General features: G+C 36.2%; 25 protein-coding genes, 1 pseudogene and 1 CRISPR repeat array (1 of these 27 only partly in view). Of the genes and pseudogenes, 5 read left to right on the forward strand and 21 right to left on the reverse strand.

The window, feature by feature from the left end:
- A CRISPR array of direct repeats spans positions 1–688; the repeat unit is 36 nt; unit sequence GTTGGAATCGTGACCTCATTTAAAAGGGATTGCGAC (it extends 737 nt beyond the left edge of the window).
- 348 nt (positions 689–1,036) lie between these two features.
- Both ACYQ3X_RS07050 and ACYQ3X_RS07055 read right to left on the reverse strand, forming a co-directional pair.
- The gene (locus tag ACYQ3X_RS07050; protein WP_460181100.1) at positions 1,037–1,531 is read right to left on the reverse strand and encodes a hypothetical protein; all 495 of its coding nucleotides are present in this window, start codon (positions 1,529–1,531) and stop codon (positions 1,037–1,039) included.
- A 70-nt stretch (positions 1,532–1,601) separates the two neighbouring features.
- Positions 1,602–1,841 carry a hypothetical protein gene (locus ACYQ3X_RS07055; protein ID WP_460181101.1) on the reverse strand — a complete coding sequence of 80 codons (240 nt, stop codon included), beginning with the start codon at positions 1,839–1,841 and terminating at the stop codon, positions 1,602–1,604.
- Positions 1,842–1,937: 96 nt separating this feature from the next.
- Here ACYQ3X_RS07055 and ACYQ3X_RS07060 point away from each other — a divergent pair, with 96 nt between their 5' ends.
- From ACYQ3X_RS07060 to ACYQ3X_RS07080, 5 genes are all read left to right on the forward strand, one after another.
- A complete protein-coding gene (locus ACYQ3X_RS07060; protein WP_460181102.1) occupies positions 1,938–3,176 on the forward strand; it encodes an IS256 family transposase in 1,239 nt (412 codons plus the stop codon).
- 409 nt (positions 3,177–3,585) lie between these two features.
- The gene (locus tag ACYQ3X_RS07065; RefSeq protein ID WP_460181103.1) at positions 3,586–4,653 is read left to right on the forward strand and encodes a 4Fe-4S dicluster domain-containing protein; all 1,068 of its coding nucleotides are present in this window, start codon (positions 3,586–3,588) and stop codon (positions 4,651–4,653) included.
- Positions 4,635–5,471, forward strand: a complete 837-nt coding sequence (locus ACYQ3X_RS07070) for an FAD/NAD(P)-binding protein (protein WP_460181104.1) — start codon at positions 4,635–4,637, stop codon at positions 5,469–5,471. Before ACYQ3X_RS07065 ends, ACYQ3X_RS07070 begins: the two co-directional genes overlap by 19 nt.
- Positions 5,471–6,217 carry an NADH-quinone oxidoreductase subunit B family protein gene (locus ACYQ3X_RS07075; protein ID WP_460181105.1) on the forward strand — a complete coding sequence of 249 codons (747 nt, stop codon included), beginning with the start codon at positions 5,471–5,473 and terminating at the stop codon, positions 6,215–6,217. Before ACYQ3X_RS07070 ends, ACYQ3X_RS07075 begins: the two co-directional genes overlap by 1 nt.
- Positions 6,214–7,533, forward strand: a complete 1,320-nt coding sequence (locus tag ACYQ3X_RS07080; protein ID WP_460181106.1) for a Ni/Fe hydrogenase subunit alpha — start codon at positions 6,214–6,216, stop codon at positions 7,531–7,533. Before ACYQ3X_RS07075 ends, ACYQ3X_RS07080 begins: the two co-directional genes overlap by 4 nt.
- On the opposite strand, the gene ACYQ3X_RS07085 is transcribed toward ACYQ3X_RS07080, so the two are convergent.
- The 19 genes and pseudogenes from ACYQ3X_RS07085 to flgM all read right to left on the reverse strand — a co-directional run bounded on the left by ACYQ3X_RS07085 (position 7,526) and on the right by flgM (position 21,122).
- On the reverse strand, positions 7,526–8,374 hold the full coding sequence (locus ACYQ3X_RS07085) for an ATP-binding protein (protein WP_460181107.1): 849 nt from the start codon (positions 8,372–8,374) through the stop codon (positions 7,526–7,528). The two genes, ACYQ3X_RS07080 and ACYQ3X_RS07085, sit on opposite strands and share 8 nt — an antisense overlap.
- Positions 8,371–9,210 carry an ATP-binding protein gene (locus ACYQ3X_RS07090; protein WP_460181108.1) on the reverse strand — a complete coding sequence of 280 codons (840 nt, stop codon included), beginning with the start codon at positions 9,208–9,210 and terminating at the stop codon, positions 8,371–8,373. The genes ACYQ3X_RS07085 and ACYQ3X_RS07090 overlap by 4 nt, the downstream gene beginning before the upstream one ends.
- Entirely contained in the window at positions 9,204–9,854 is a 651-nt protein-coding gene (locus tag ACYQ3X_RS07095) for a class I SAM-dependent methyltransferase (protein WP_460181109.1), read from the reverse strand. The genes ACYQ3X_RS07090 and ACYQ3X_RS07095 overlap by 7 nt, the downstream gene beginning before the upstream one ends.
- Before the next feature lie 376 nt (positions 9,855–10,230).
- A pseudogene (locus tag ACYQ3X_RS07100) lies at positions 10,231–10,575 on the reverse strand (MBL fold metallo-hydrolase); the annotation flags it as partial.
- Positions 10,572–11,414: a P-loop NTPase gene (locus ACYQ3X_RS07105; RefSeq protein ID WP_460181110.1), complete on the reverse strand. Its 843-nt coding sequence runs from the start codon at positions 11,412–11,414 to the stop codon at positions 10,572–10,574. The gene ACYQ3X_RS07105 and the pseudogene ACYQ3X_RS07100, both read right to left, overlap by 4 nt.
- Positions 11,411–11,728 carry a NifB/NifX family molybdenum-iron cluster-binding protein gene (locus tag ACYQ3X_RS07110; RefSeq protein WP_460181111.1) on the reverse strand — a complete coding sequence of 106 codons (318 nt, stop codon included), beginning with the start codon at positions 11,726–11,728 and terminating at the stop codon, positions 11,411–11,413. Before ACYQ3X_RS07110 ends, ACYQ3X_RS07105 begins: the two co-directional genes overlap by 4 nt.
- A 15-nt stretch (positions 11,729–11,743) precedes the next feature.
- Positions 11,744–12,103: a NifB/NifX family molybdenum-iron cluster-binding protein gene (locus ACYQ3X_RS07115; protein WP_460181112.1), complete on the reverse strand. Its 360-nt coding sequence runs from the start codon at positions 12,101–12,103 to the stop codon at positions 11,744–11,746.
- A 9-nt stretch (positions 12,104–12,112) separates the two neighbouring features.
- Positions 12,113–12,490, reverse strand: a complete 378-nt coding sequence (locus ACYQ3X_RS07120) for a CGGC domain-containing protein (RefSeq protein ID WP_460181113.1) — start codon at positions 12,488–12,490, stop codon at positions 12,113–12,115.
- 44 nt (positions 12,491–12,534) lie between these two features.
- A complete protein-coding gene (locus tag ACYQ3X_RS07125; RefSeq protein ID WP_460181114.1) occupies positions 12,535–12,861 on the reverse strand; it encodes a DUF5320 domain-containing protein in 327 nt (108 codons plus the stop codon).
- 79 nt (positions 12,862–12,940) lie between these two features.
- Positions 12,941–13,759, reverse strand: a complete 819-nt coding sequence (locus ACYQ3X_RS07130; RefSeq protein WP_460181115.1) for an SDH family Clp fold serine proteinase — start codon at positions 13,757–13,759, stop codon at positions 12,941–12,943.
- Positions 13,760–13,817: 58 nt separating this feature from the next.
- Positions 13,818–15,962 (reverse strand): methyltransferase domain-containing protein, encoded by a 2,145-nt coding sequence (locus tag ACYQ3X_RS07135; RefSeq protein WP_460181116.1) that lies wholly within the window; start codon positions 15,960–15,962, stop codon positions 13,818–13,820.
- The gene (locus tag ACYQ3X_RS07140; RefSeq protein WP_460181117.1) at positions 15,963–16,349 is read right to left on the reverse strand and encodes a HEPN domain-containing protein; all 387 of its coding nucleotides are present in this window, start codon (positions 16,347–16,349) and stop codon (positions 15,963–15,965) included. It lies immediately after the preceding gene.
- Positions 16,333–16,674, reverse strand: a complete 342-nt coding sequence (locus ACYQ3X_RS07145) for a nucleotidyltransferase domain-containing protein (RefSeq protein WP_460181118.1) — start codon at positions 16,672–16,674, stop codon at positions 16,333–16,335. The genes ACYQ3X_RS07140 and ACYQ3X_RS07145 overlap by 17 nt, the downstream gene beginning before the upstream one ends.
- 18 nt (positions 16,675–16,692) lie before the next feature.
- Positions 16,693–17,103 carry a flagellar assembly protein FliW gene (fliW, locus tag ACYQ3X_RS07150; protein WP_460181119.1) on the reverse strand — a complete coding sequence of 137 codons (411 nt, stop codon included), beginning with the start codon at positions 17,101–17,103 and terminating at the stop codon, positions 16,693–16,695.
- Complete coding sequence (gene csrA / locus ACYQ3X_RS07155) at positions 17,100–17,318, reverse strand: carbon storage regulator CsrA (RefSeq protein WP_460181120.1); 219 nt, start codon at positions 17,316–17,318, stop codon at positions 17,100–17,102. Before csrA ends, fliW begins: the two co-directional genes overlap by 4 nt.
- Positions 17,319–17,320: 2 nt before the next feature.
- A complete protein-coding gene (gene flgL, locus ACYQ3X_RS07160; RefSeq protein WP_460181121.1) occupies positions 17,321–18,754 on the reverse strand; it encodes a flagellar hook-associated protein FlgL in 1,434 nt (477 codons plus the stop codon).
- A gap of 2 nt (positions 18,755–18,756) precedes the next feature.
- Positions 18,757–20,397: a flagellar hook-associated protein FlgK gene (flgK, locus tag ACYQ3X_RS07165; protein WP_460181122.1), complete on the reverse strand. Its 1,641-nt coding sequence runs from the start codon at positions 20,395–20,397 to the stop codon at positions 18,757–18,759.
- A 1-nt stretch (position 20,398) separates the two neighbouring features.
- Positions 20,399–20,839, reverse strand: a complete 441-nt coding sequence (locus tag ACYQ3X_RS07170) for a flagellar protein FlgN (protein ID WP_460181123.1) — start codon at positions 20,837–20,839, stop codon at positions 20,399–20,401.
- Entirely contained in the window at positions 20,823–21,122 is a 300-nt protein-coding gene (flgM, locus tag ACYQ3X_RS07175) for a flagellar biosynthesis anti-sigma factor FlgM (RefSeq protein WP_460181124.1), read from the reverse strand. Before flgM ends, ACYQ3X_RS07170 begins: the two co-directional genes overlap by 17 nt.
- Positions 21,123–21,131: the final 9 nt, after the last annotated feature.

The following is a 21,131-nucleotide window of genomic DNA, read 5'->3' on the forward strand; positions in this document are numbered from 1 at the left end:
GACCTCATTTAAAAGGGATTGCGACGCTGCCCTCATTTTTAAGCTCCTCCTTGAGCTTAAAAATGTTGGAATCGTGACCTCATTTAAAAGGGATTGCGACATATGGATAAAAACTTAGATTTTTTGAAAAATTTTGTTGGAATCGTGACCTCATTTAAAAGGGATTGCGACAGTCTCAGGGATGATGTCTATCATTTTCGTAATTAAGTTGGAATCGTGACCTCATTTAAAAGGGATTGCGACGCTGATACAAGGCATCAATTATTCTTCTTTTAATAGTTGGAATCGTGACCTCATTTAAAAGGGATTGCGACATCTATATGAAACAATCTGTTATTCAATGGTGAGGGGTTGGAATCGTGACCTCATTTAAAAGGGATTGCGACTTCCAAAATATCCAGCTAACCAGTGGCTTATACGTCGTAGGAATCGTGACCTCATTTAAAAGGGATTGCGACGCAAAGGACTGAATATTAACCACGCTGGCATGTGCAGATTCAAGTAGGAATCGTGACCTCATTTAAAAGGGATTGCGACGGGCATCCTTGTCAAGCTTTTTAAGCCTACGGTATATACCGTGTAGGAATCGTGACCTCATTTAAAAGGGATTGCGACCTTACTTCGCCGTCCACGAGGTTCCTAATGTGGTATTGTAGGAAACGTGATCTCATTTAAAAGGGATTGCGACAGCACGCTTTTGCCGGGAATGGAGTTGGTGAATTAATTAATTAGGAAATCAGGATTGAGTCAGGTTTTACTGTTTAGTCAACAATGCCAGAAAATTTTTTGAAATCAGAACAGCCATTTATCCCCCAAACATGCTAAGCAAGCATTGAGCATTTTTGATAGCTTTGAAATAGGTGACGCAGTTGAGATTTTTTAAGAATATGTCATGTAGTGTAAACCCTTGATTTTACTATGGGCGATAAGGGATTTGAACCCAGACCTCTTCCGTGTGAGAGAAAAACTATATCAAGAAATGGCTTGCATACTTGATCTGTCAGATTGTAGTAAAACAGGAACTATCAATGCTTTGTTACAGTAATCCGACATTCTTTAAAGCTTCAGCTACTTTGGAGTCAACCTTTGCTATTTCTTTTAGAGCTTTTTCTACCTTATCCTGTCTTTCCTCAAGTTCTTTGTTTTTCCTTAAAGCTGGCTGAAGTGCTGTTCTACGATCCCATAAAACAAAGCCAATAACACCAATGGTTTGAGCAACTACCACGCCAATCAGTATATATATCAACTGTTGCAGGCTATCAATTCTTTGATTTAAAGCTTTACTGCTTTCTTCAACTTTAACTTCAAGCCTTATAAGCCTATCTCTGTCTTCCTGAGTAAAGGAAACATCTTTTGCAAATGAAAATGTTGATATAAATAGAACCATCAGAATTGATGCTATAACCAGTGGTGTTTTCATGTTTAATTTTACTCTACCAGTAGTAAGAAAATCAATTGTCTCATTCAGGTTAGGACATAGTAGCCAGGGTAAGAATAAGCCATGGAATAGCAGATATATTAAGCCAACCATTACCAACGATCAAAGTTAATCAGGTAAAAAATATCGTCTTTACTCAAAATAAAATCTCTTCGAAATAGAATTATGCTTGTTCACTGTTAATCCTCCTGAGTTTTTTCTCATAGGCATTAGATAGTTCGTCTGAAAGCCTCTCTATCTCTTCTGCAAGCCTTACTATATCTATGGAGCGTCTTAATTTTACCAGTTTATCCTTAGTGGATGCATCTGCATCAGGAAGGTTTAAAACCCTTCTAAATAGTATCTCCATCTCATGTGTCCTTGTGACATGGCTACCTTCTCCATGCCTTGAGATTAGCTTCATCTGGGGCATAAAGAGTTTTGTGGAAGTTAAAATAATTTTGTGTCTATGGATAAAATATATGAATTTGAAAACTAAATAAAAAGGAGGAAAGAGGATATGGAAAATCAAAAGGAGATGTATGAGGCAGTAAAAGAGGAGCTATTCAGGGAAGCAGCCATGAAAGTACTTGGAGATGATGTTTTAACAGGTAAACATCTGGGACTAAAGAAGCTTTTTGAAGAAACATTAAACCAGATAATGAAATCTGAAAGAGAGATATATCTAAAAAATAGCCCTGGCAATAAGGGCAATGGCTATTATCATCGTCAGTTCTCTGAAGGCTCATTCTGCCTTGACCTCACTGTTCCAAGAGACAGACATGGTGAGTTTCGGCCTTACATTTTACCTCAGCCATACCAGAGAGTAGGTGCATCTTATACAGATGTCCTTTATTCTTTAATAATAAACGGATACAGTCCCGCTCAGCTTCACAGGACACTCAGTGAGTTAGGACTTCCTTATACTCAGGATGAGATGAAAAAGATAATTGAAGACCTGAGGGAAAGACTTGAGGATTTTAAGACAAGGCAATTACCCTCTGAAGTATTTGCCCTTTTCATAGATGGCTATCACACGGATATAAAGCAATCAAAAAAGGTAAGACGAGCCTGTGTATATACAGTGCTGGGCATAGACCTGACTGGAAAGAAGGACATCTATGGATTTTATGAATTTTTTGGTTCAGAGAGCAAGGAAGGCTGGCTGCAGGTGTTGAACGATCTACTTGACAGGGGACTACAGAAGGTAGTTGTGGTAGTAAGCGATGATTTCCCAGGGCTAAGTGAGGCTCTTGAGGCACTTTATCCACTTACAGAGCATCAACTCTGTTTTGTACATTTAAAAAGAAACATCAGAAAAAACATGGGGAAACTGGCTTCTCAGGAATTTCTTAAAATGCTTAATCAAATAAAACAGCTAAGCTCAGGATTTGAGGATGCATTAGAGAGGTTTAAATCTCTCTGTGATAGATACGAGAAAAACTATTCTTATTTTATGAAGGAACTAAAGAAAAAGGCAGAGAAGTATTTTAATTTTCTCAAATATCCCGAAGAGATAAGAAAATATATATACACAACTAATGCAGCAGAGAACTTTAACAGAAGAATAGAGGAAATAAGACTGAGGCTTGGAGGATATTTTCAATCAATTGAAATACTTGAGACAAATCTGTTTTTGCAGAGAGAAAGGTTGTTACAAGGCAGATGGAAAAATCCTGTACCTATACTGAAAGCTAATACCTATGAACTTAGACAAATTTTTAATAGAAAATTCTATGCCCAAACACAAAATTCTTGACAAATGCCATAACCTCTGTCCTTGACTTTCTTATTAACTTCTTGCCTGAGTTCCTTAAAAGACTGGAAATATATTGTTTGTTCATGTGAAGTATAAGGGAAAGTTCCTTAAGTAGCTGGGACTTCTGTTTCTTGTTAGCCTTTCTGTATAGCTCTGCATTGTTAAGGATGATGACTAATTTGTTCTTCATGGTGTATACTCCTTTAGGTATACTGGCAAGCATCCTGTAAACCTCCTTTTTGTAAGATTTTTGCTTAAACCATAAAGGTTTAAAGGATGCTTGCCCTTTTTGTCAATTTTGAGGAAACAACACCTCTTCAAAGAGATTATTTTTGAGGAAACGCGCAAAGTTGACAAAATTAATTCTCAAACACTATAATTGACTACTTTTGTTTTTTTGGGGCAAAGAATGAAAGTGGAACAATATAAAATAATTGAAAAAACAAAAATTAATGATTTCATAAACTTTTTAATTTCTTTTTCCAAAGTAGTTGCTCCTGTATACAAAGGTTATAACAATTATGTGTTTCAGGAGATAAAATCTGCTGATGAAGTAAGTCTTAAATATATTCCGACCATAATTCCTCCAAAAAAATATTTTATGCCGCAAAAGGAAACTTTGCTAAAGTTTGATTTAAAAGAAGATTTAACAATTGAACCTGTGGTTGAATACGAAAATTTAATCCTTTTCGGTGCCCATACCTGTGATATAGCAGGAATAAAATGCTTGAATATGGTTCTTTCAGATAAACCAAAAGACACAGCATATCTTATAAGAAAAAAACATATAACAATAATCGGGCTTGAGTGTAATGATTACTGCGATGAGTATGCAAGCTGTTCATTTGTAGGTGCTCATATCCCTACAACAGGATATGACTTGATGTTCACAGAACTTGATGATTATTTTATAGTTCATATTCATTCTTCAAAAGGCTCTGATATTGTTGAAAAAACTGATTTATTTAAACCTGCTAAAGCTGCTCATATTGAAGAACTTAAGGCATTGCGAAATAATAAACTGAAAATATTTAATAATGAAGTTCCCACAGAAAGAAGATATCTTCCAGACCTGTTTGACCGTTCCTTTAATGCATCTGTATGGAAAGAGCTTGAGAGTAAGTGTCTTAGTTGTGGAAACTGCACAGCAGTGTGTCCAACATGTTACTGCTTTGATATAAAAGAAGATGTGGATTTAACTCTTAATGCAGGTGAAAGATACAGAGTTTGGTTTTCCTGTCAGCTTGATCCATTTGCAAAAGTTGCAGGAGGCATTGATTTCCGAAGAGAGCGTTCAGCAAGACAGAGACATAGATTTTATAGAAAATTCAGATATCACATTGACCGTTACGGTATGGTTTTTTGCACAGGTTGTGGAAGATGCTCTAGAACATGCATGGCAAAAATTAATCTTAAAGAAGTTTTAACATCCCTCATAAAGGAGTCAGAGACAAAAATATGGCGCAAGTGGTTATAAAGGATTCACCCTATAATCTAAAAAAAGCAAAAATTCTGGATATCAAACCTCTCACAGAAAAAGAAAAACTTTTCAAATTAGTTTTTGAAGATAGCACATGGCTTGATTTTGAACCCGGACAGTTCATAATGGTTTCTTTAATGGGAATTGGAGAAATTCCGGTTTCTATATGCTCTTCTCCTTTAAACAGACATTATTTTGAAATATGCGTAAGAGCAGTTGGAAAAGTTACTAACTCACTTCATAAATTAAATGTCGGAAGCCTTATCGGAGTTAGAGGACCATACGGAAATGGTTTCCCGATTAAATTAATTGAAGGGCATGATCTCTTAATAATAGCTGGTGGATTAGGACTTGCACCTCTTAGGTCATTGATACTCTATGCTATTGATAATAGAAGAGATTTTGGCGAAATACACATACTTTTTGGATGCAAAACTCCTGCAGAAATTCTTTTTGCCGATGAAATTGAAGAATGGGGTAAAAGGCTTGATTTACACTTTGCCTGTACCGTTGATAGAGCAGACCCTGATTGGAAGGGAAATGTGGGACTTATTACCTCTTTAATCCCTGGAGTTGATATTGATCCTCTGAGAACTTATGCTGCAGTAGTAGGACCTCCTGTTATGTATAAGTTTGTTATAAAAGAGCTCATTGCAAAAGGATTGCCGGTGGATCAGATTCTTCTAAGCTTTGAAAGACACATGAAATGCGGGATGGGTAAATGTGGAAGATGCCAGATTCAAAATCTTTATTGCTGCAAAGATGGTCCAGTTTTCACATTTAAAGAAATAATGGATATGGCAGAGGCACTTTGATGAGTAAACCAAAGGTTGCATTTTTTGATTTTGCCTGCTGTGAAGGATGTCAGCTTCAGGTGGCAAACATAGGTGAGCCACTTATTGATGTGCTTGATATTGTTCAGGTTGTTGAATTCAGAGAGGTAATGTCTGAAAAGTGGAATGGAGAGTTTGATGTAGCCTTTGTTGAAGGAAGCATTACAGACGAGCATGCTGTGGAAAGAGTTAAAAAAATAAGAGAAAAAAGTAAAATCCTTGTTGCTCTTGGTTCCTGTGCTACAATTGGTGGTGTTAATGGTATGAAAAACTCCTTTGACCTTGAAGAAGTAGGCAAATATGTTTATGGAGAGTCATATAAATTTTTCCCGACACTGCTAACAAAAGCAGTGCATCAGGTGGTGAAGGTGGATTACTTTATTAATGGTTGTCCAATCTATCAGCCAGAATTTCTTAATGTTGTTAAATGCATACTTCAGGGAATACCCTATTATGTGCCTGAGTATCCTGTTTGCGTTGAATGTAAACTAAATGAAAATGTTTGCATGTATGACAGAGGACTTACATGCATGGGACCTGTCACAAAGGCAGGATGTAACTCATGGTGCATAAATAATGGGAATATATGCTATGGTTGTAGAGGACTTACAATCAATCCCAACATTGATGGATTTAAAGAAGTTCTTAAAAAATATAACATACCTGAAGACTTTTTAATGAAAAAAATAGAGATGTATAACAAGTGCAAGGAGCTGGATAAGTCGTGAGTCAAAACCTTAGCATTAATGTTAATTATCTAACAAGAGTTGAAGGACATGGCAACATTGTAGTGGAAGTTAAAGATGGAAGGCTTGAAATTTGCAGGCTTGAAATCGTTGAGTCTCCACGATTTTTTGAAGCATTCCTGAGAGGTCGTTCCATTTATGAAGCTCCTCACATAACCTGTAGAATCTGTGGAATTTGTTCATGTGGACACACACTTGCATCAATTCAGGCAGCTGAGGACGCCTTAGGAATAAAGCCAACTGAGCAAACCATTCTTTTAAGAAAGCTCCTCCTTCACTATGAACAACTTGATAGCCACCTTCTCCATATATATCTTCTTGTTGCACCAGACTTAGTCGGAGTTCCGAGCTTTGTTCCTCTTATAAAATCTAACCCTGATGTTGTTAGACGTGCACTTAGAATGAAAAGGCTCTGCAATGAACTCTGTGATATACTCGTTGGAAGGCATGTTCATCCCATTAGTGCAGTTATCGGTGGATTTACAAAGCTTCCTCACCCTGGTGAGCTTGAGGAAATGCATAAAAGGCTTCTGGAACTAAAGCATGATATAGAAGCAACTGTTGAACTTTTCAGTAAACTTACTTTTCCTGAGTTTGAAAGAGATACAGAATATGTAGCACTGGTTAACGATGAAGATGAGTATCCCTTTCTTTACGGAGATATTGGTTCAACAGATGGATACAGAGTGAGCAAATATGAATATAAAAATGTCACAAATGAATTCATAGTTCCTTATGCCTCTGCTAAAAGAACAAAGTGGCATAGAGATTCATACGCTGTAGGTGCACTTGCAAGGTTTAATCTAAATCATGAAAAGCTTCATCCAAAAGCAAAAGAAGCCGCCACATTTTTAAATCTGAAACCAAAATGTATAAATCCTTATTTTAATACCGTTGCTCAGATTGTTGAGTGTGTTCACTGTGTTGAAGATGCCATAAGAATTGTAGAGAATGTCTGGCAAAAGGGAATAAACTATGATGAGATAGTTGTTCCTGATATAAATGAACTTGGCAAACTTCCCCAGCGTGCTGGAGAGGGAGTTGGTGCAGTTGAAGTTCCCAGAGGGTTATTGATTCATCACTATGAGTGTGATGAAAGAGGAATATTCAGAAATGCAAACTGTGTAATTCCCACAAATCAAAACACACACAACATAGAGCTTGACATGTTAAAGCTTGTTCCAGAAATTATAAATCAATCTCAGGAAGAGATAACCCTTGCCCTTGAAATGCTCGTAAGAGCCTATGATCCCTGTATATCCTGCTCAGTGCACATGGTTAAGGTTAATTTTAAATAATCTTACCTATCAATCCTTCAATCTCCTTTGCTAAACTGTTTTTTGTAAACTCCAAAAATGGCTTTCCTGTCTTCACTGAAGTTAAAATATCTTCTGAGAAAGGAATTTTACCACAAACTTCAATGCCTGAACTCTCAATAGCCTTTACAATCTCTGAACTCATCTCAATATTCAGGTCATACTTATTTATCACAACTTTTACAGGTATATTGAAATATCTTGCAAGCTCAATGACTCTACTGAGGTCATGCATTCCTGAAAGAGTTGGCTCTGTTACTGCAACAACAAGGTCAACACCTGTCATTGAAGCCATCACAGGGCATCCAACACCTGGAGGTCCATCAATTACTACATAGTCACAGCCCTTTTCTTGAGCAGTCTCCTTTGCAAGCTCTCTCAGCTTTGTAACAAGCTTTCCAGAGTTCTCCTGAGCAATTCCGAGCCTTGCATGAATCAGTGTTCCATATCTGGTTTCAGAGATAAAATACTGCCCTGAAATCCTGTCATTGAGAGTTATGGCTTTCTCAGGGCATACATAGCTACAGATTGTGCAGCCTTCACAGGACAGTTCATCAACCTGAAAACTATCAATTATTGCGTTAAACTTGCAAGCCTCTTTACATGCTCCACATTGAATGCATTTAGTCTCATCTATTGATGCGATTTTACCTCCTATAAAATCGTGCGTTTCTATTATCTTTGGATGCAAAAGCAGATGAAGATTTGCAGCATCAACATCGCAATCAACAAGGATTTTATTATTTAATGCAACCGCAAGACATCCTGTAAAAAATGTCTTTCCTGTTCCGCCTTTTCCACTTATTATCAAAATCTGTTTCATATGATTTCCTTTATATCTTTGCAAATCTTCTGAAAAATTTCTTTATACTCAGGCATTGCTTTTACAAGGGGAATGCCTTTTGAATAAGCTTCTGCTATTTCTCTGTGAAATGGAATTTTCAATAAAACAGGGATTCTATTTTTACTGCAAAACTCCTCTATAAGCCCATCATCTCCACTTTTGTTTATAATAACGCCTGATTTAATTCTGACTGCCTTTGTTACTTCATAGGCAAGCTCAAGGTCATGAAGTCCAAAAGGAGTTGGCTCTGTAACAAGAATGCAAAAATCAGAGCCTTTAATAGCAGCCACAGCAGGGCATGATGTTCCAGGAGGTGCATCAATTATTGTAATTTTATCCTTTTTTGCGTATGTTTTTGCTTCTTCAATAACCTTTGGAGCAAGCACTTCTGAAATATTAAGCCTTCCCTCAATAAATTCAACACCTTTAAAGTTGCCGATTTTTATCATTCCAATGCTTCTATGAGCAGGCTTCATTGCTTTTTCAGGACACAGCAAAATACATCCCTCACATCCATGACACAGATGTGGAAATAGTAGAACATCGCCTGAACTGTCAAGCTTAATTACACTTAAAGCATTATAAGCGCAAATTGTGCTACAGTAACCACAAAGATTACACTTTTCTTTATCAACCTCGGGAATAACAGAGGTTACCTCAATCTCCTGCTTTATTTCAGGATTTAAAAAAAGATGAACATTCGGCTCTTCCACGTCACAGTCAATTATCTGAGAGTTTTCAAGGCTTAATGCTAAAGATACAGCAACTGTTGTCTTTCCTGTTCCGCCTTTTCCACTTGCCACTGAGATTACCATTTTTTTATCTCCATGCAGACAAACCCAGGCAATTCTTTAAAATTTTTAGCTATTTCCTCAGGTTCTTCAGGCTCAGAATTCTGAGATGAAATATTTTTCAGTGTTCCAAAGAGTTTCTTAATTTTTAAACCGCATTGAGAGAGTATTTGCTGAAATTCCTTAAAATGATAAAATTTTGCAAATCTATAAAAGAGATGTCCCTGTTTTTTCTTTTCTTCATATAGTCTTCCAAGATGGGAATCAAGAAAAATTTCTCCAACAATTATACTGCCTTCATCTTTTAAGACCCTTTTTGCTTCGTTCATTGTAAGGAAAATATCCTCAACAAAAGGTAGAGTTACAATAAACATTACACAGGAAAAAGTTTTATCTCTGAAAGGTAAAAACTCTGCCTTTGCTCTTACCACTGGAATTCCTCTTAGTTTTGCTATTTTAAGAGGAGAAAAAGCTTTATCAACTCCTATAAATTTTTCAGATAAAACCGCAAATCTTCCTGTTCCAACTCCTACTTCAAGAATTCTATCTTTACAACTGTCAAGAAGCTTTTTAATACATTTTAGTTCGTTTTCATATATAGTTTTCCCTTTTTCCGATTCATACCATTGATCGTACTCAGTGACATACGATTCAAAGGGATCAAACATAGTCACAGGAGCCTCCAATGTAAATATGACTTCCTACCCCTGCCTCTATAAAACCTTTACCAAAAGCTTGTTTAAATAGCTCTCTTGCAGTATCTCCTGTGCAATGCGAAGGAGCAATGTATTTTACTCCTTCATTTTTAAGAAATTCAATCAAATCAGCTATTTCTTTCTCTTTTTTATCTTTAAGATGTAGACCTCCCACAACAGCAAATATTTTATCATTTACTATCTTGTGAGCTTTTTCTATGATTTCCTTTATTCCTGGATGAGCACAACCTGTTATGATAACCAGACCTCCACCTGTATCCATAATAAGAGAGATTTCCTTTATTCTGTCACCAAGCTCACCAGTAAGATAAACTCCATTCATTATCTCAAGAGGCTCAGATGCTACTTTATGAATTCTTGCTGAAGGAAGAGATTTTTTTATTTCCTCATACTGGGATGCACCGACATAGATTTTAGCTTTATTGTTAATTGCTACAATTTCTTTTAAACCACCTGAATGGTCCCTATGAAAATGAGAGATAACAACTTTTAAGATTCTGTCTGGCCTTATCTCTGCTTTGTGGATATTTCTGAGTAGTTTCTCTCCATCTGCTCCTGTATCAAAAAGAATTCCACCATAGCCTTTTTTTACAAAGCAGCTATACCCCCAGCCTGTTTCAAACCCTTCCTCTGCAGGATAGTTGTCAAAAAGCACAGTCAGGTCAATAATCATAATTTTAAAGCTTCCGTAATTTTGTTGATTATATTTGAGAAAGCCTCTGCTGGTTTGCTATGGGGGTAGTAAATCATTAAAGGTTTTCCATCATCTCCAGCCTGCACAATTGCTGGATCAATGGGAATTTTACCGAGGAAAGGAACTTTGTATTCCTGAGCAAGTCTTTCAGCTCCACCTGATTTAAATATTTCAACAGTATTTCCACAATGAGGACATACAAAGCCGCTCATGTTTTCAACTATTCCAAGCACAGGGATTGAGCCTTCAATACAAAATTTAATACTCCTGCGAACATCAGCTAAGGCAACATCCTGTGGTGTAGCAACAATCACTGCTCCGTCAACCTTATCAAGAAGCTGAACAATTGATATTATTTCATCTCCTGTTCCAGGAGGGGAGTCAACAACTAAATAATCAAGCTCTCCCCACCGAACATCGCTCAAAAATTGCTCAATCATCCTGTGTTTTAGAGGTCCACGCCATACAACAGGAGTATCCCTTTGTTCAAGAAAAAAGCCTATTGAAATCACCTGAAGATTATCATACACTTTAATCGGAAAAACACCCATATCAGTTATCATCGGAGGAAATCCCTCAAGTCCGAGCATATTTGGAATATTTGGTCCGTGAATATCAATATCAAGAAGTCCAACATGATATCCTTTTTGAGATAATCCTACAGCAAGATTTGTTGATACAGTGCTTTTTCCCACTCCACCTTTCCCTGATAAAACAAGAATTTTTTTCTTGATTGCTGAAACAGTTGCTTTTAATGCAATTTCTTTTTTAATAGCTTGTCTCTCATCGCACTGGCAGCTTTCCTTTTTCTCTGTCATCTAACCTCCTCCTGAAGTTTATTTATTACATCTGTTATTTTACCATGAGCTTCAAAAATTTTTATTCCTGCTGCTTTTATAACTCGCTCTGCACCTGGTCCAATTTTCCCAGTGATTAAAGTCTTCACGCCTTTTGATGCCACAAACTGTCCAGCCTGAGTACCTGCTCCCTGCTGAGCATCTCTCCATGGATTTTCAACTACTTCATACTGCATTGTATCTGTATCAAGAAAAATAAAATACTTACAACGACCAAATCTTGGGTCAATCTCTGAATTTAAATCTTTACCCTGTGATGTAATGCATATTTTCATGATTTTTTTCTCCCTTCAATGTTGACAGTGATGTTCACCATGTTCACAAAGGCTTTCTCCACCAGTGAGGGTGCCGCTCAGAAATTGAGTAATAACATCTTCCACTTTTCCTGTAACTCCAACAATTACCTTTATACCAGATGCCTGAAGATTCATTACAGCATTTGGACCCATTCCACCTGCTATAACACAATCAACATTCTGATTTCTCAAAAACATTGGAACAGCTCCTGGCTGGTGAGCTTTATAACCGGGATTTTCAATTAAATTTTTACTGATAACCTTTCCATCTTCAATATCTACTATTGTAAAGCCAGGACATCTTCCAAAATGTTGAGCTACATATTTATCTTCTGTTGCTATCGCTAATCTCATTTTAACCTCCTATTTACCAAAAATTGTTGGTGGGGCATATTTATGTGTTCCTTCAATTACTTCTATACCTGCCTTTTCTTTTATAGCGGATATTATATCTTCTTTTCTCGGACAAAACTTCATTATGCATGTTCCAATGTGTAAAACATCAACATTTTCACCAAAAGCAGCAAGCTGCAACTTTAAAAGAAGAAGGCTACATATTGCTCTTGTTTTATTACCTTCACAGCCACCGCAATCCATAATTCCAACAATAGCAGCATCCTCATTTTTATAACGCTCAAACTCTCCTTCTTTACGCATAAAAGCAACGAGACATTTTGCATCACCAGGACATAAATTTTTCTCCCCAATCATTGAACATTTAAGTATGGCTATCTTTTTCATATAAAAACCTCCAAAAAAATTTAACCGGAGGCAAAGCCTCCGGTTTAGTTTGTTTCACCTTTTTCAAGCTCGCTCAGACGCTTCTCGACTGCCTCAAGATTTTTTCTAAGTATTTCTGCCTCTTCTCTGAGTAAATCCACCTCCTCTCTTGAAGAACCTCCGAAAAAAGGCCATCTCCAAAACCATCTAAATCTAAATCCTCTTCCAAAACCTCCAAACCAACCAAAGCATCTCCATCCTCTGCCTCTTCCAAATCCCCTTCCTGGTGCAGGATTCATATATCCTGGAGTTGCAAATCCACTACAAAATCCAAGACCTCTACCTGTTCTTGGACCCTGTCCTAAAGGTCCTGTTCTGTCACCCCATGGCATAATTATCACCTCCAAAAATTTATTCTATTTTCATATTAATGAAAATCATTCTCATTTGTCAAGAGAAATTGAGAATAATTTAAACTTTACCTGTTTTTCTTACAGGAATATATTCCACAGACTGTCTTACAGGTTGAGGATAAAGATTCATAAGAAGCATAATTTCTTTTGGCATATCAATGCTTACAGGAAGCCCTATCTGTTTTGCCTCTTCTGTGCTTATTGGATAATCATGAGTCCATTTTCCAGAGACAAGTTTTTCTGCAATATCTTGAGCTTTTTCAATCGGATGCTTATGGGAGAGAATCTCTATTATTGTTTCTTTCATCTGCCTTATTGCTTTTTCAGCCTGGTCAGCTAAAATTAGAGTATTATCATCAATCTCGCTTAAAGGTTTTTTCTGAAGAACACTTAAAACTGAAACAGCAGGTTGACCTCCAATCTGCGGATCAAGCGGACCAAGCACTGCATGTTCACACATTACAATCTCATCTGCTGAAAGGGCAATCAAAGTTCCACCTGACATTGCATAGTGAGGCACAAAAACTGTAACTTTACCTTTCTGCCTTGAAAGAGCTCTTGCAATCTGTGTTGCAGCAATAGCAAGACCTCCTGGGGTATGAACAACAAGATCAATTGGAGTTTCATCATCAGTTAAATGAATTGCTCTTAAGACTTCTTCAGAGTCATTAATGTCTATGTACCTCATTATTGGAAAACCAAGAAAACTCATTGTTTCCTGTCTGTGAACAAGAAGGATTACCCGACTACCACGTTGTTTCTCAATTTCAGCAATAAGTCTCATTCTTGCATTTTCAAGAAGTTTTTGCCTGATAATTGGTTGAATTGCTACTATTATGAGAAAAATCCAGAAAAATATGGTTGGATCAAAATGCACTTTTTTCCTCCTTTAATTAGATAATTGGGTTATTCAACTGCCTTCAGCAATTCAAATTTTAAGAAATTTTATCACTTCTTCCCCAGATTATTTCAACTGCTGAGTATTTAATAGCTTTTTTGATTAGTTCTTCAAGGTTAATTTTGTTTTTTCCCTTTACTGCAATGGCATACTGAAAGTTGCCAAGTAAACGGGAGTTAAAATAAAGAGGTTTAAGAGTTTCTAAGACAATTGCTTTTGTCACATTTGCATCAATGTTTATAGTTTTTCCATCAGGAAGTTTAAGATCAATACCGAAGGGAGTTACTCCTTCAAGAACTGTTCCCGGGATTAAAGGCTCTGTAAATAGGTGCACTTCATCAAATCCTGCTTTTTTAAGGGCATAATGAAGTGTCCAAGGCTTCCATCTTGTTACATGATGTGGTGGATAGTCATTATACCACCATTTATACTTTCTATATCCTTTAGCTGTATTTTCAAATTTGTAAAAAGGTGGACAGCTTAAAATAAGAATACCATCTTCTTTAAGAAGCAAGTATATATCACTTAAAAATTTCATGGGCTCATGAACATGCTCTAAAACTTCAAATGCAGTTATAATGTCATATGGATTTTTGAACTCCTCAGGAAGCTCATCAAAAGATAAAGCCTGAATAACATTAAGATTGAATTTATCCTTTGCTATTTTTACTGTCTTTCCCGAAGCTTCCATTCCATAAACTTCATAGCCGAGTTTTCTTGCAATAAGCATAAAAAATCCAGTGGAACAGCCAACATCAAGAAGTCTTCCTTTTGGAAGAATTGAAAGAATTGGAAGCAATAAATTAAATCTTGGTAGTCTACTCCATCTTTCTATTTCAGTTTTCCCATCTTCCAAATTAAGAAACGATTCATAAGAAGTATTTGCAAATCTTAACAAGTCTTCATAATGTTTTGCATAAGCCTCTTCATAATCCATAACCTTCATTGGATATGTAAACTGTAAACCGCAGGAAGGACACTCAAATACTCTTGAGCCATTTATTACTTCAAATAAAGGTATATCTCCTTTAAAATCACATACAATGCATTTCTCAGGCTTTTCATATTCTTTCTGAAGAGTAAGTTCAGCATCTTTCAGGGCAAAGTAAATTACTTTTGGTGGAATACTTTCAATGCAGGGACTGTAAAACTGCCCCTTTATCTGAGCTTCAATGCAGGGTTCTGTAGTGGCATGCTTCATACAGGGAGAAATACATGTCTGGCCTTTATAGTTTGGTGAAACAGGTATGACAGTAGGATAATTTGAAACTCTTAGCTCTACATCAATGGCTCCTGAAATAAGCACAGTAGGCTTATTCAGTCCTGCAGCTATATGTAGTGTTGCTGTATCAGCTGTAATAACAGCATCTGACAAAGCAACAGAAGCAATAAGATATTTAATATTCTTCATGAAAACTGAAAAGTTCGCAGCCCTTATCCCATATACATCAAGAGCTGTCTCAACAGTTATGTCTTCTTCAGGAAGAGCGCATATTACAGGAACATACTCATTCCAGATAAGATCTTCAATCTCTTTAAGAAGTTTAGGCGGCAATGTTCTATGCACAGATGAAGCAAGGTAGTGAAAAAGCAAAACCTTTTTGCTACCTGAGGCTTCCCTTATTCTGTCAAATCGCTCTTTCATCTCATTTAAAATTGCTTTGTCCACAATTACATCAGGAGTCTCTTTTTCTGCCTTATAAATGTAAAGCTTCCATAAATAGTAATCAACCAAAGAGAGATTGTCAAACTGAGGTGTATTAACCATCTCAACAACTTTAACTATATAGTCAGCTCTTGATACTTCTTTAAAAGGAACAGGCATTGGAAAAAGATTATCAATATAAGACAGTCCTTCCAAAACAGGCTTTGCTCTTTGTGAAATTGTTACATTAAGTGTCATATCTGGATACTTCTTTTTTATCTCTCTTAATGCAGGCGTCATACATAAAGCATCACCAATGGCAGCGTGAGCTATTACAAGGAGAGTTTTGCCATTGAGGGGCTCACCTCTGTAAAAAGGTGGAAGCACGCTATGTGCCTGCTCAAAGGCTGATTTAACATTTTCAGGAAGAAGGTTAAACACATCATCAGCAAAAAGAAATTTGTCTCCAGGTTTGATGTGAAAATCATACCCATTGAAATTAAGCTCAATCTTTCCTTTTGCCTTCCAGATCTTCATTCAATCTTCGTACAAAGCCTTTTTAATAAATGTTTTAAACTTTTCTGCTTTCTCCAAATAATATTTTATATCAACAGTTTCTTCCATTATTAAACCATATCTGAACTCAACTGCAAAAGGAGTTAAATCTATAAAATCATCAACATAATCAGGAAGTTGAATATTATTTTCATTACAAATCTCAATTAGTTTTTCAATATCATGCACTTTTGGGAATTTAATATTGTTTCTCGATAGAAGTGCCTTTAAAAACTTCTCTATAGCTTGTTGAAGATGAAAGAGTAAAAGTTGCTGACGAATTTCTTCATCATTTAAGTTTTTCTCTACTAATTTAAGATCTGATTTTCCAAGTTCAAAAAAATTTTCAAATTCAGGAATTTCTTTCATATACTATTTTCCCTTTTTCATTCGCTTCTGCTATGACACTATTTTGCCATCTTAAGGAGTAAAAATTAAATTCTTCAGGGGAAATTACAATTATGTCAAATGGATATTTAAGTCCTTTCAAGCTTTTTCTGATTTTTCTGTATTCCTCAATTTTTGATTTAATGTCTGATTTTATAACGATTATATCAATATCACTGTCTAAATGAGGCTTCCCATATATGTAGGAGCCAAAAAAAATAATTTTGTCAGGAGAGATTACAGATAGAATTCTTTTGACGATTTCCTGAATTAATAAACTATTTATCTTTGAAGAATCATTTTTCATATTTTATTATATCAAACTTCATTTTCTTATTGGCTCCTTAAAACTGTAACGCTCATCTTCAAGGAGAATCTGAACCCCTATTTTTTTATTTTTGTTTATTACAAAAGGAGACTTAAGATTGGCTGCTACACCGTCATTGTATTTTAACAGAGCCACATAAACCTCCATATCTTCTTCCTTTTCTGCTTCAAGGATTGATGCAATCTCCTCACTGAGCTCAAATCCATATGTGGGGAAATACTTAAAGGGAGATACAACAAGCATTGCCACATCAGGATCATCCACGGCAATAAGCCATTTTACAGGCTCTATAAGCTCTTTTAAAATAAATCTCTCAAAGGGAACTCCAGGAATCCCGTAGGGGAAGTTAATTATCTCATCTTCATCAATCTGAAGTTCACCAAATCTTTCTGTCTTAATCTTTATCACTTTATTAAGTCCTCCGCTTTTAATTCTTTTGAAGATTTTAATGCCTCTATGTTACTTTCTTTAAGTTTTTCATATAGTTCTTCTCTAAAAATGGGAATGCCTTTTGGTGCTTCAATACCAATTCTTACCTGTGAACCATCAACATCAATAATTTTGATAACAACATTATCACCAATTCTAATAGACTGACCTGTTTTTCGTGTAAGTACTAACAAAACTACCTCAGAAAATCAAAGAGATTGCTACGGAAAAACTCAGTTAGTGTGACTCTTAATGCCTGTAGCACTGTCATTCTCTGATTGAGCTCTGAAATAACCTGAACAGCATCTACATCCCTATCATTTGAAAGAGACTGTTTTGTGTTTGTTTCCATATCAAGGTTATAGTCTGAAATGCTTTCAATTTTGCTAAGCCTTGCTCCAATTTGAGACTGCTGTGTGTAAACTCTGTCTGCAATCTTGTCAAGATATCCAACTGCTTTCTGAATTCTTCCCTGATCATTGTTTTCAAGGGCTACTTTAAGAAAATGAAGAGCTCTGAGATAGTAATTTTCATTGAGATAATTATTGTTAAAGCTGTAGTAGTTGGGATCAGCTGGATCAGTTATGTAGTTGTATCCATTTATGTTTTCTTTAATGCTCATCTCTGCATTTCCAGCTTCTGGATCATAGGAGATTAAATTAAGCCCTGTGTTTGGAGCATCTGTTGTATTTACATCAATTCTTATCTTGTCTGCCTTTCCATTGGGAACGCTTGATATAACCAGTCGGTAGTCAGGAGAGCTTGAAGTTCCTGTATTCACAACCCATGCTTTCACGTATCTGGAAGCCTGCGGATCATTGTTTATTGCATCTCTAATATCATTTAAAGAAGCATTAGCTGAAATATTAACAGCTATAGCCGGATTATCAGCAAACCTGATTGTGAGAGTGCCTCCGTTTGTTGTAAAAGCTGAAGTTGGGTCAGTAATTGCTCCAGCTGAGGGCTTTGGCATGAGCAAAGCAGAAAGAGGGTCTGCATCATAGGGTGCATTAGGGTCTGAACTAAAATTATAATTGTATGGAGTGAAGACCTTTATATTTCTATTAGGATCTGTTGAGTCTATTTCGTAAGTAAAAAACTCTGTTGCTGGAAGATTTACTGGCACATCAAGGAAAAAGCTTATGTCAACATGTTGGAGATTTGTATCTGATTGATAAAGCCCTGTCTGAGAATTAACAGGAGCAATATCTGCTTTATAACCTGCAAAAATATACCTTCCTGCCACTTTTGTGTTTATTGTTTCAATGCTTCGCTGAATTAATGTATTAACTTCCTGTGCCAGTGCTACTCTATTAGTGGCTGAAAGAGTGTCTGTTGAACCCTGAACAGCATATTGTTTTGCCTTTATCAGCATATTTTTAAGGTCATCAATCGCTGTTTCAATTAAGGAGTTGTAGTTTTTTGCAGTATCCATCACTCTTTTGTATTCATCAAGTGCAGAGATTTCAGAGTTATATTTGACAATTCTTGATACAGCTACAGGATCATCCCCTGGTGAAAGCACTCTTTTGCCTGTGGAAAGCTTCTCTTGAGCTTTAAACATTGCATCAAGCTGTTTATTAAGGTCATTCAAAAATGTTTTGTAAAAAAAGCTTGTTGTAACTTTCATGGTTACCTCACCATATCAAAAAGTGTTGAAAGTATTTCATCGGCAACTCTTATAACCCTTGCTGAGGCTTCATACATCTTTTGATATTTAACAAGATTTACAGCTTCTTCATCAAGGCTTACTCCTGAAAGATTTTGCCTTCTTTTTTCCATCTCCTGAACCAGAGCATCCTGAAATTTTTTTTGAGTTTGAGCACTTGAAGAGTAAACACCAATTTCTGAAACAATTGACCTGTAGAAATCTATTGGCTTTGCATTTCCGATTATTTGCGCATCAAGCAATCCATATATTGCCCTTGCATTTTCATTGTCCATTGGTCCGCTATTTGAACCTGTTGGATCACCCTTAGCAGCAGCGATTTTAGCTGTATCTTTAATTGCAACATCAAAGTAAAAAGCTGTGTTTGGCTTTATCTGAAAGGTGAAATCAAGATTATTTGAAGGATTTTTTAAGGTTATCTCCATATCATTAAAGCTTAACTTATAGTATGTGTCTGTTCCTTCTGTCCATGAAGTTACTGTAGGAGTAATAGAAGAACCAGTTGTGTTGTCTGTAACAGTCCAGTTAGTTCCATTAAATTGAATTCTATATTCATCATAGGTGTTTTTGTTCATGCTATTTATTTTAAAGCTAACATCATCATATGAACCTGCTGTTAAAGTTAAATCATAAAGCTTAGCAAAAAAATTATTTCCCGTTGAACCATCCACTCCATATCCCTGCCTGTGCTGGGCATTTAATGCTTCTGTTAGATCAAAAACAAACATGTTAAGCTTATTCATATACTCAGGAATTACATTATCCCTTAAATCAATCTCAGCTTTAAGTTTTCCTCCTTTAATTAATTCTGTTGCATCAATACTGCCTGAGGCTGTCTCAACTCTGAACTGCATTTTCTGGTTACTGTCAAGTCCAACACTCATGTGATAAACCTTTCCACCATCAACAAGAGGCATTCCACCAACTAAAATTGAGTATCTTCCTGCATTATCTTCAAAGTATGTTATTTGGACGATGTCATTAAGCTGTTTTACAAGGTTTTCTCTTTGGTCTTTAGCATCAAGAGAGCCAGGGCTTGCAGCAATCTTTTCATTAAGTTCATTTATCTGGTCAAGATACTGATTTATCTGATTAACAAGATTCTGACTGTCCTGATATATTTCGTATCTTTCATCAATCAGTGATTTATAGGATACATTAACTCTCTGTACAAGATAATTTGCTTTGTCAAGAAGCAGTGAGCGCTCTGCTGTTCCCTGTGGATTCTGGCTCAGTTCCTGCCATGCATTAAAAAAGTCATTTATTACATTGCTGAAAGCTACATCTGAAGTATCGTTAAATATGTTTTCAAGTCTGAGCATTCCATTCTGAAGAATATCCCAGTAAGCAGAACGAGAACTTTCTGTTTTAAGCTGAAGCTCTATAAAGGAATCATACATTCTTCGTATATCTGAAAGTTTTACTCCTCTACCTGAAACTCCCTGAGCAGTTATCACGCCTGATGGCATATTTTCAAATATCACATCCTGCCTGGTATAACCCTCTGTTGTTGCATTTGCAATATTATGGGATACAACTTCAAGAGCTTTCTGATATGTTAAAACACCTGTTTTCCCGATATCAAAAAGAGCAGTGAGTGCCATTTTATGCCTCCCTTGAAAGGCTCTGCATTGGTTCTATGCCGAAAGTTTCAAGAAATTTGATTGCTGTTGCAATCTGAATTGTTGAGCGATCAATAAGCTGCTCGTTTATTTTCTGAATTTCTCCAATAGCAGTTAAAAGAGTCTTCATTGCTGAATATATTTCCTTCAGGCTTTGAGCATCCTTAATGTTTTCAATCTGCAAGATTATCTCAGAGAGAGATTTGTCAGATAAATCATGCTTTGCAAGAAGCTTTTTTCTTTCATGTTCCCATAAAGAAAGTTTTGTTAAAACTGTTTCTTTCTCTCTCACTATTCTTTCCAGCTCATTAGAGCTTAATGCTACAATAGCATCTCTTTCTTTTGAGACAATTTTATAAAGAGATTCAAGCAGGTTTTTTTCTTCCTGAAGAATTTTTAAAAGCTCTTCATGCAAGTTTATCAATTAAAGCCTCCTTAATCATCTTTCCTGCAATTTCACTTCCTTTAACTTCATAGGTGCCTGAATTTATTGCATTTTTAATCTCTTCAACTTTATCAGTTCTTATATCTGGAATGTTGCTTACTTCTACCATAAGCCTTGCAATATTTTTGGCTGCTTCAGAGAGAGTAACTTGATCTTTTGTAAGAACCTCTTCGCCTCTTTCTGCAGTCTTTCCTTGTGCTTTTTCAGATGCAATCGGAGCATTCGGTGCTATTCCATCTATTCTTATTGGTCCTCCTATCATTTAAAACAC

It is taken from the genome of Thermodesulfovibrio sp. TK110, assembly GCF_054658355.1.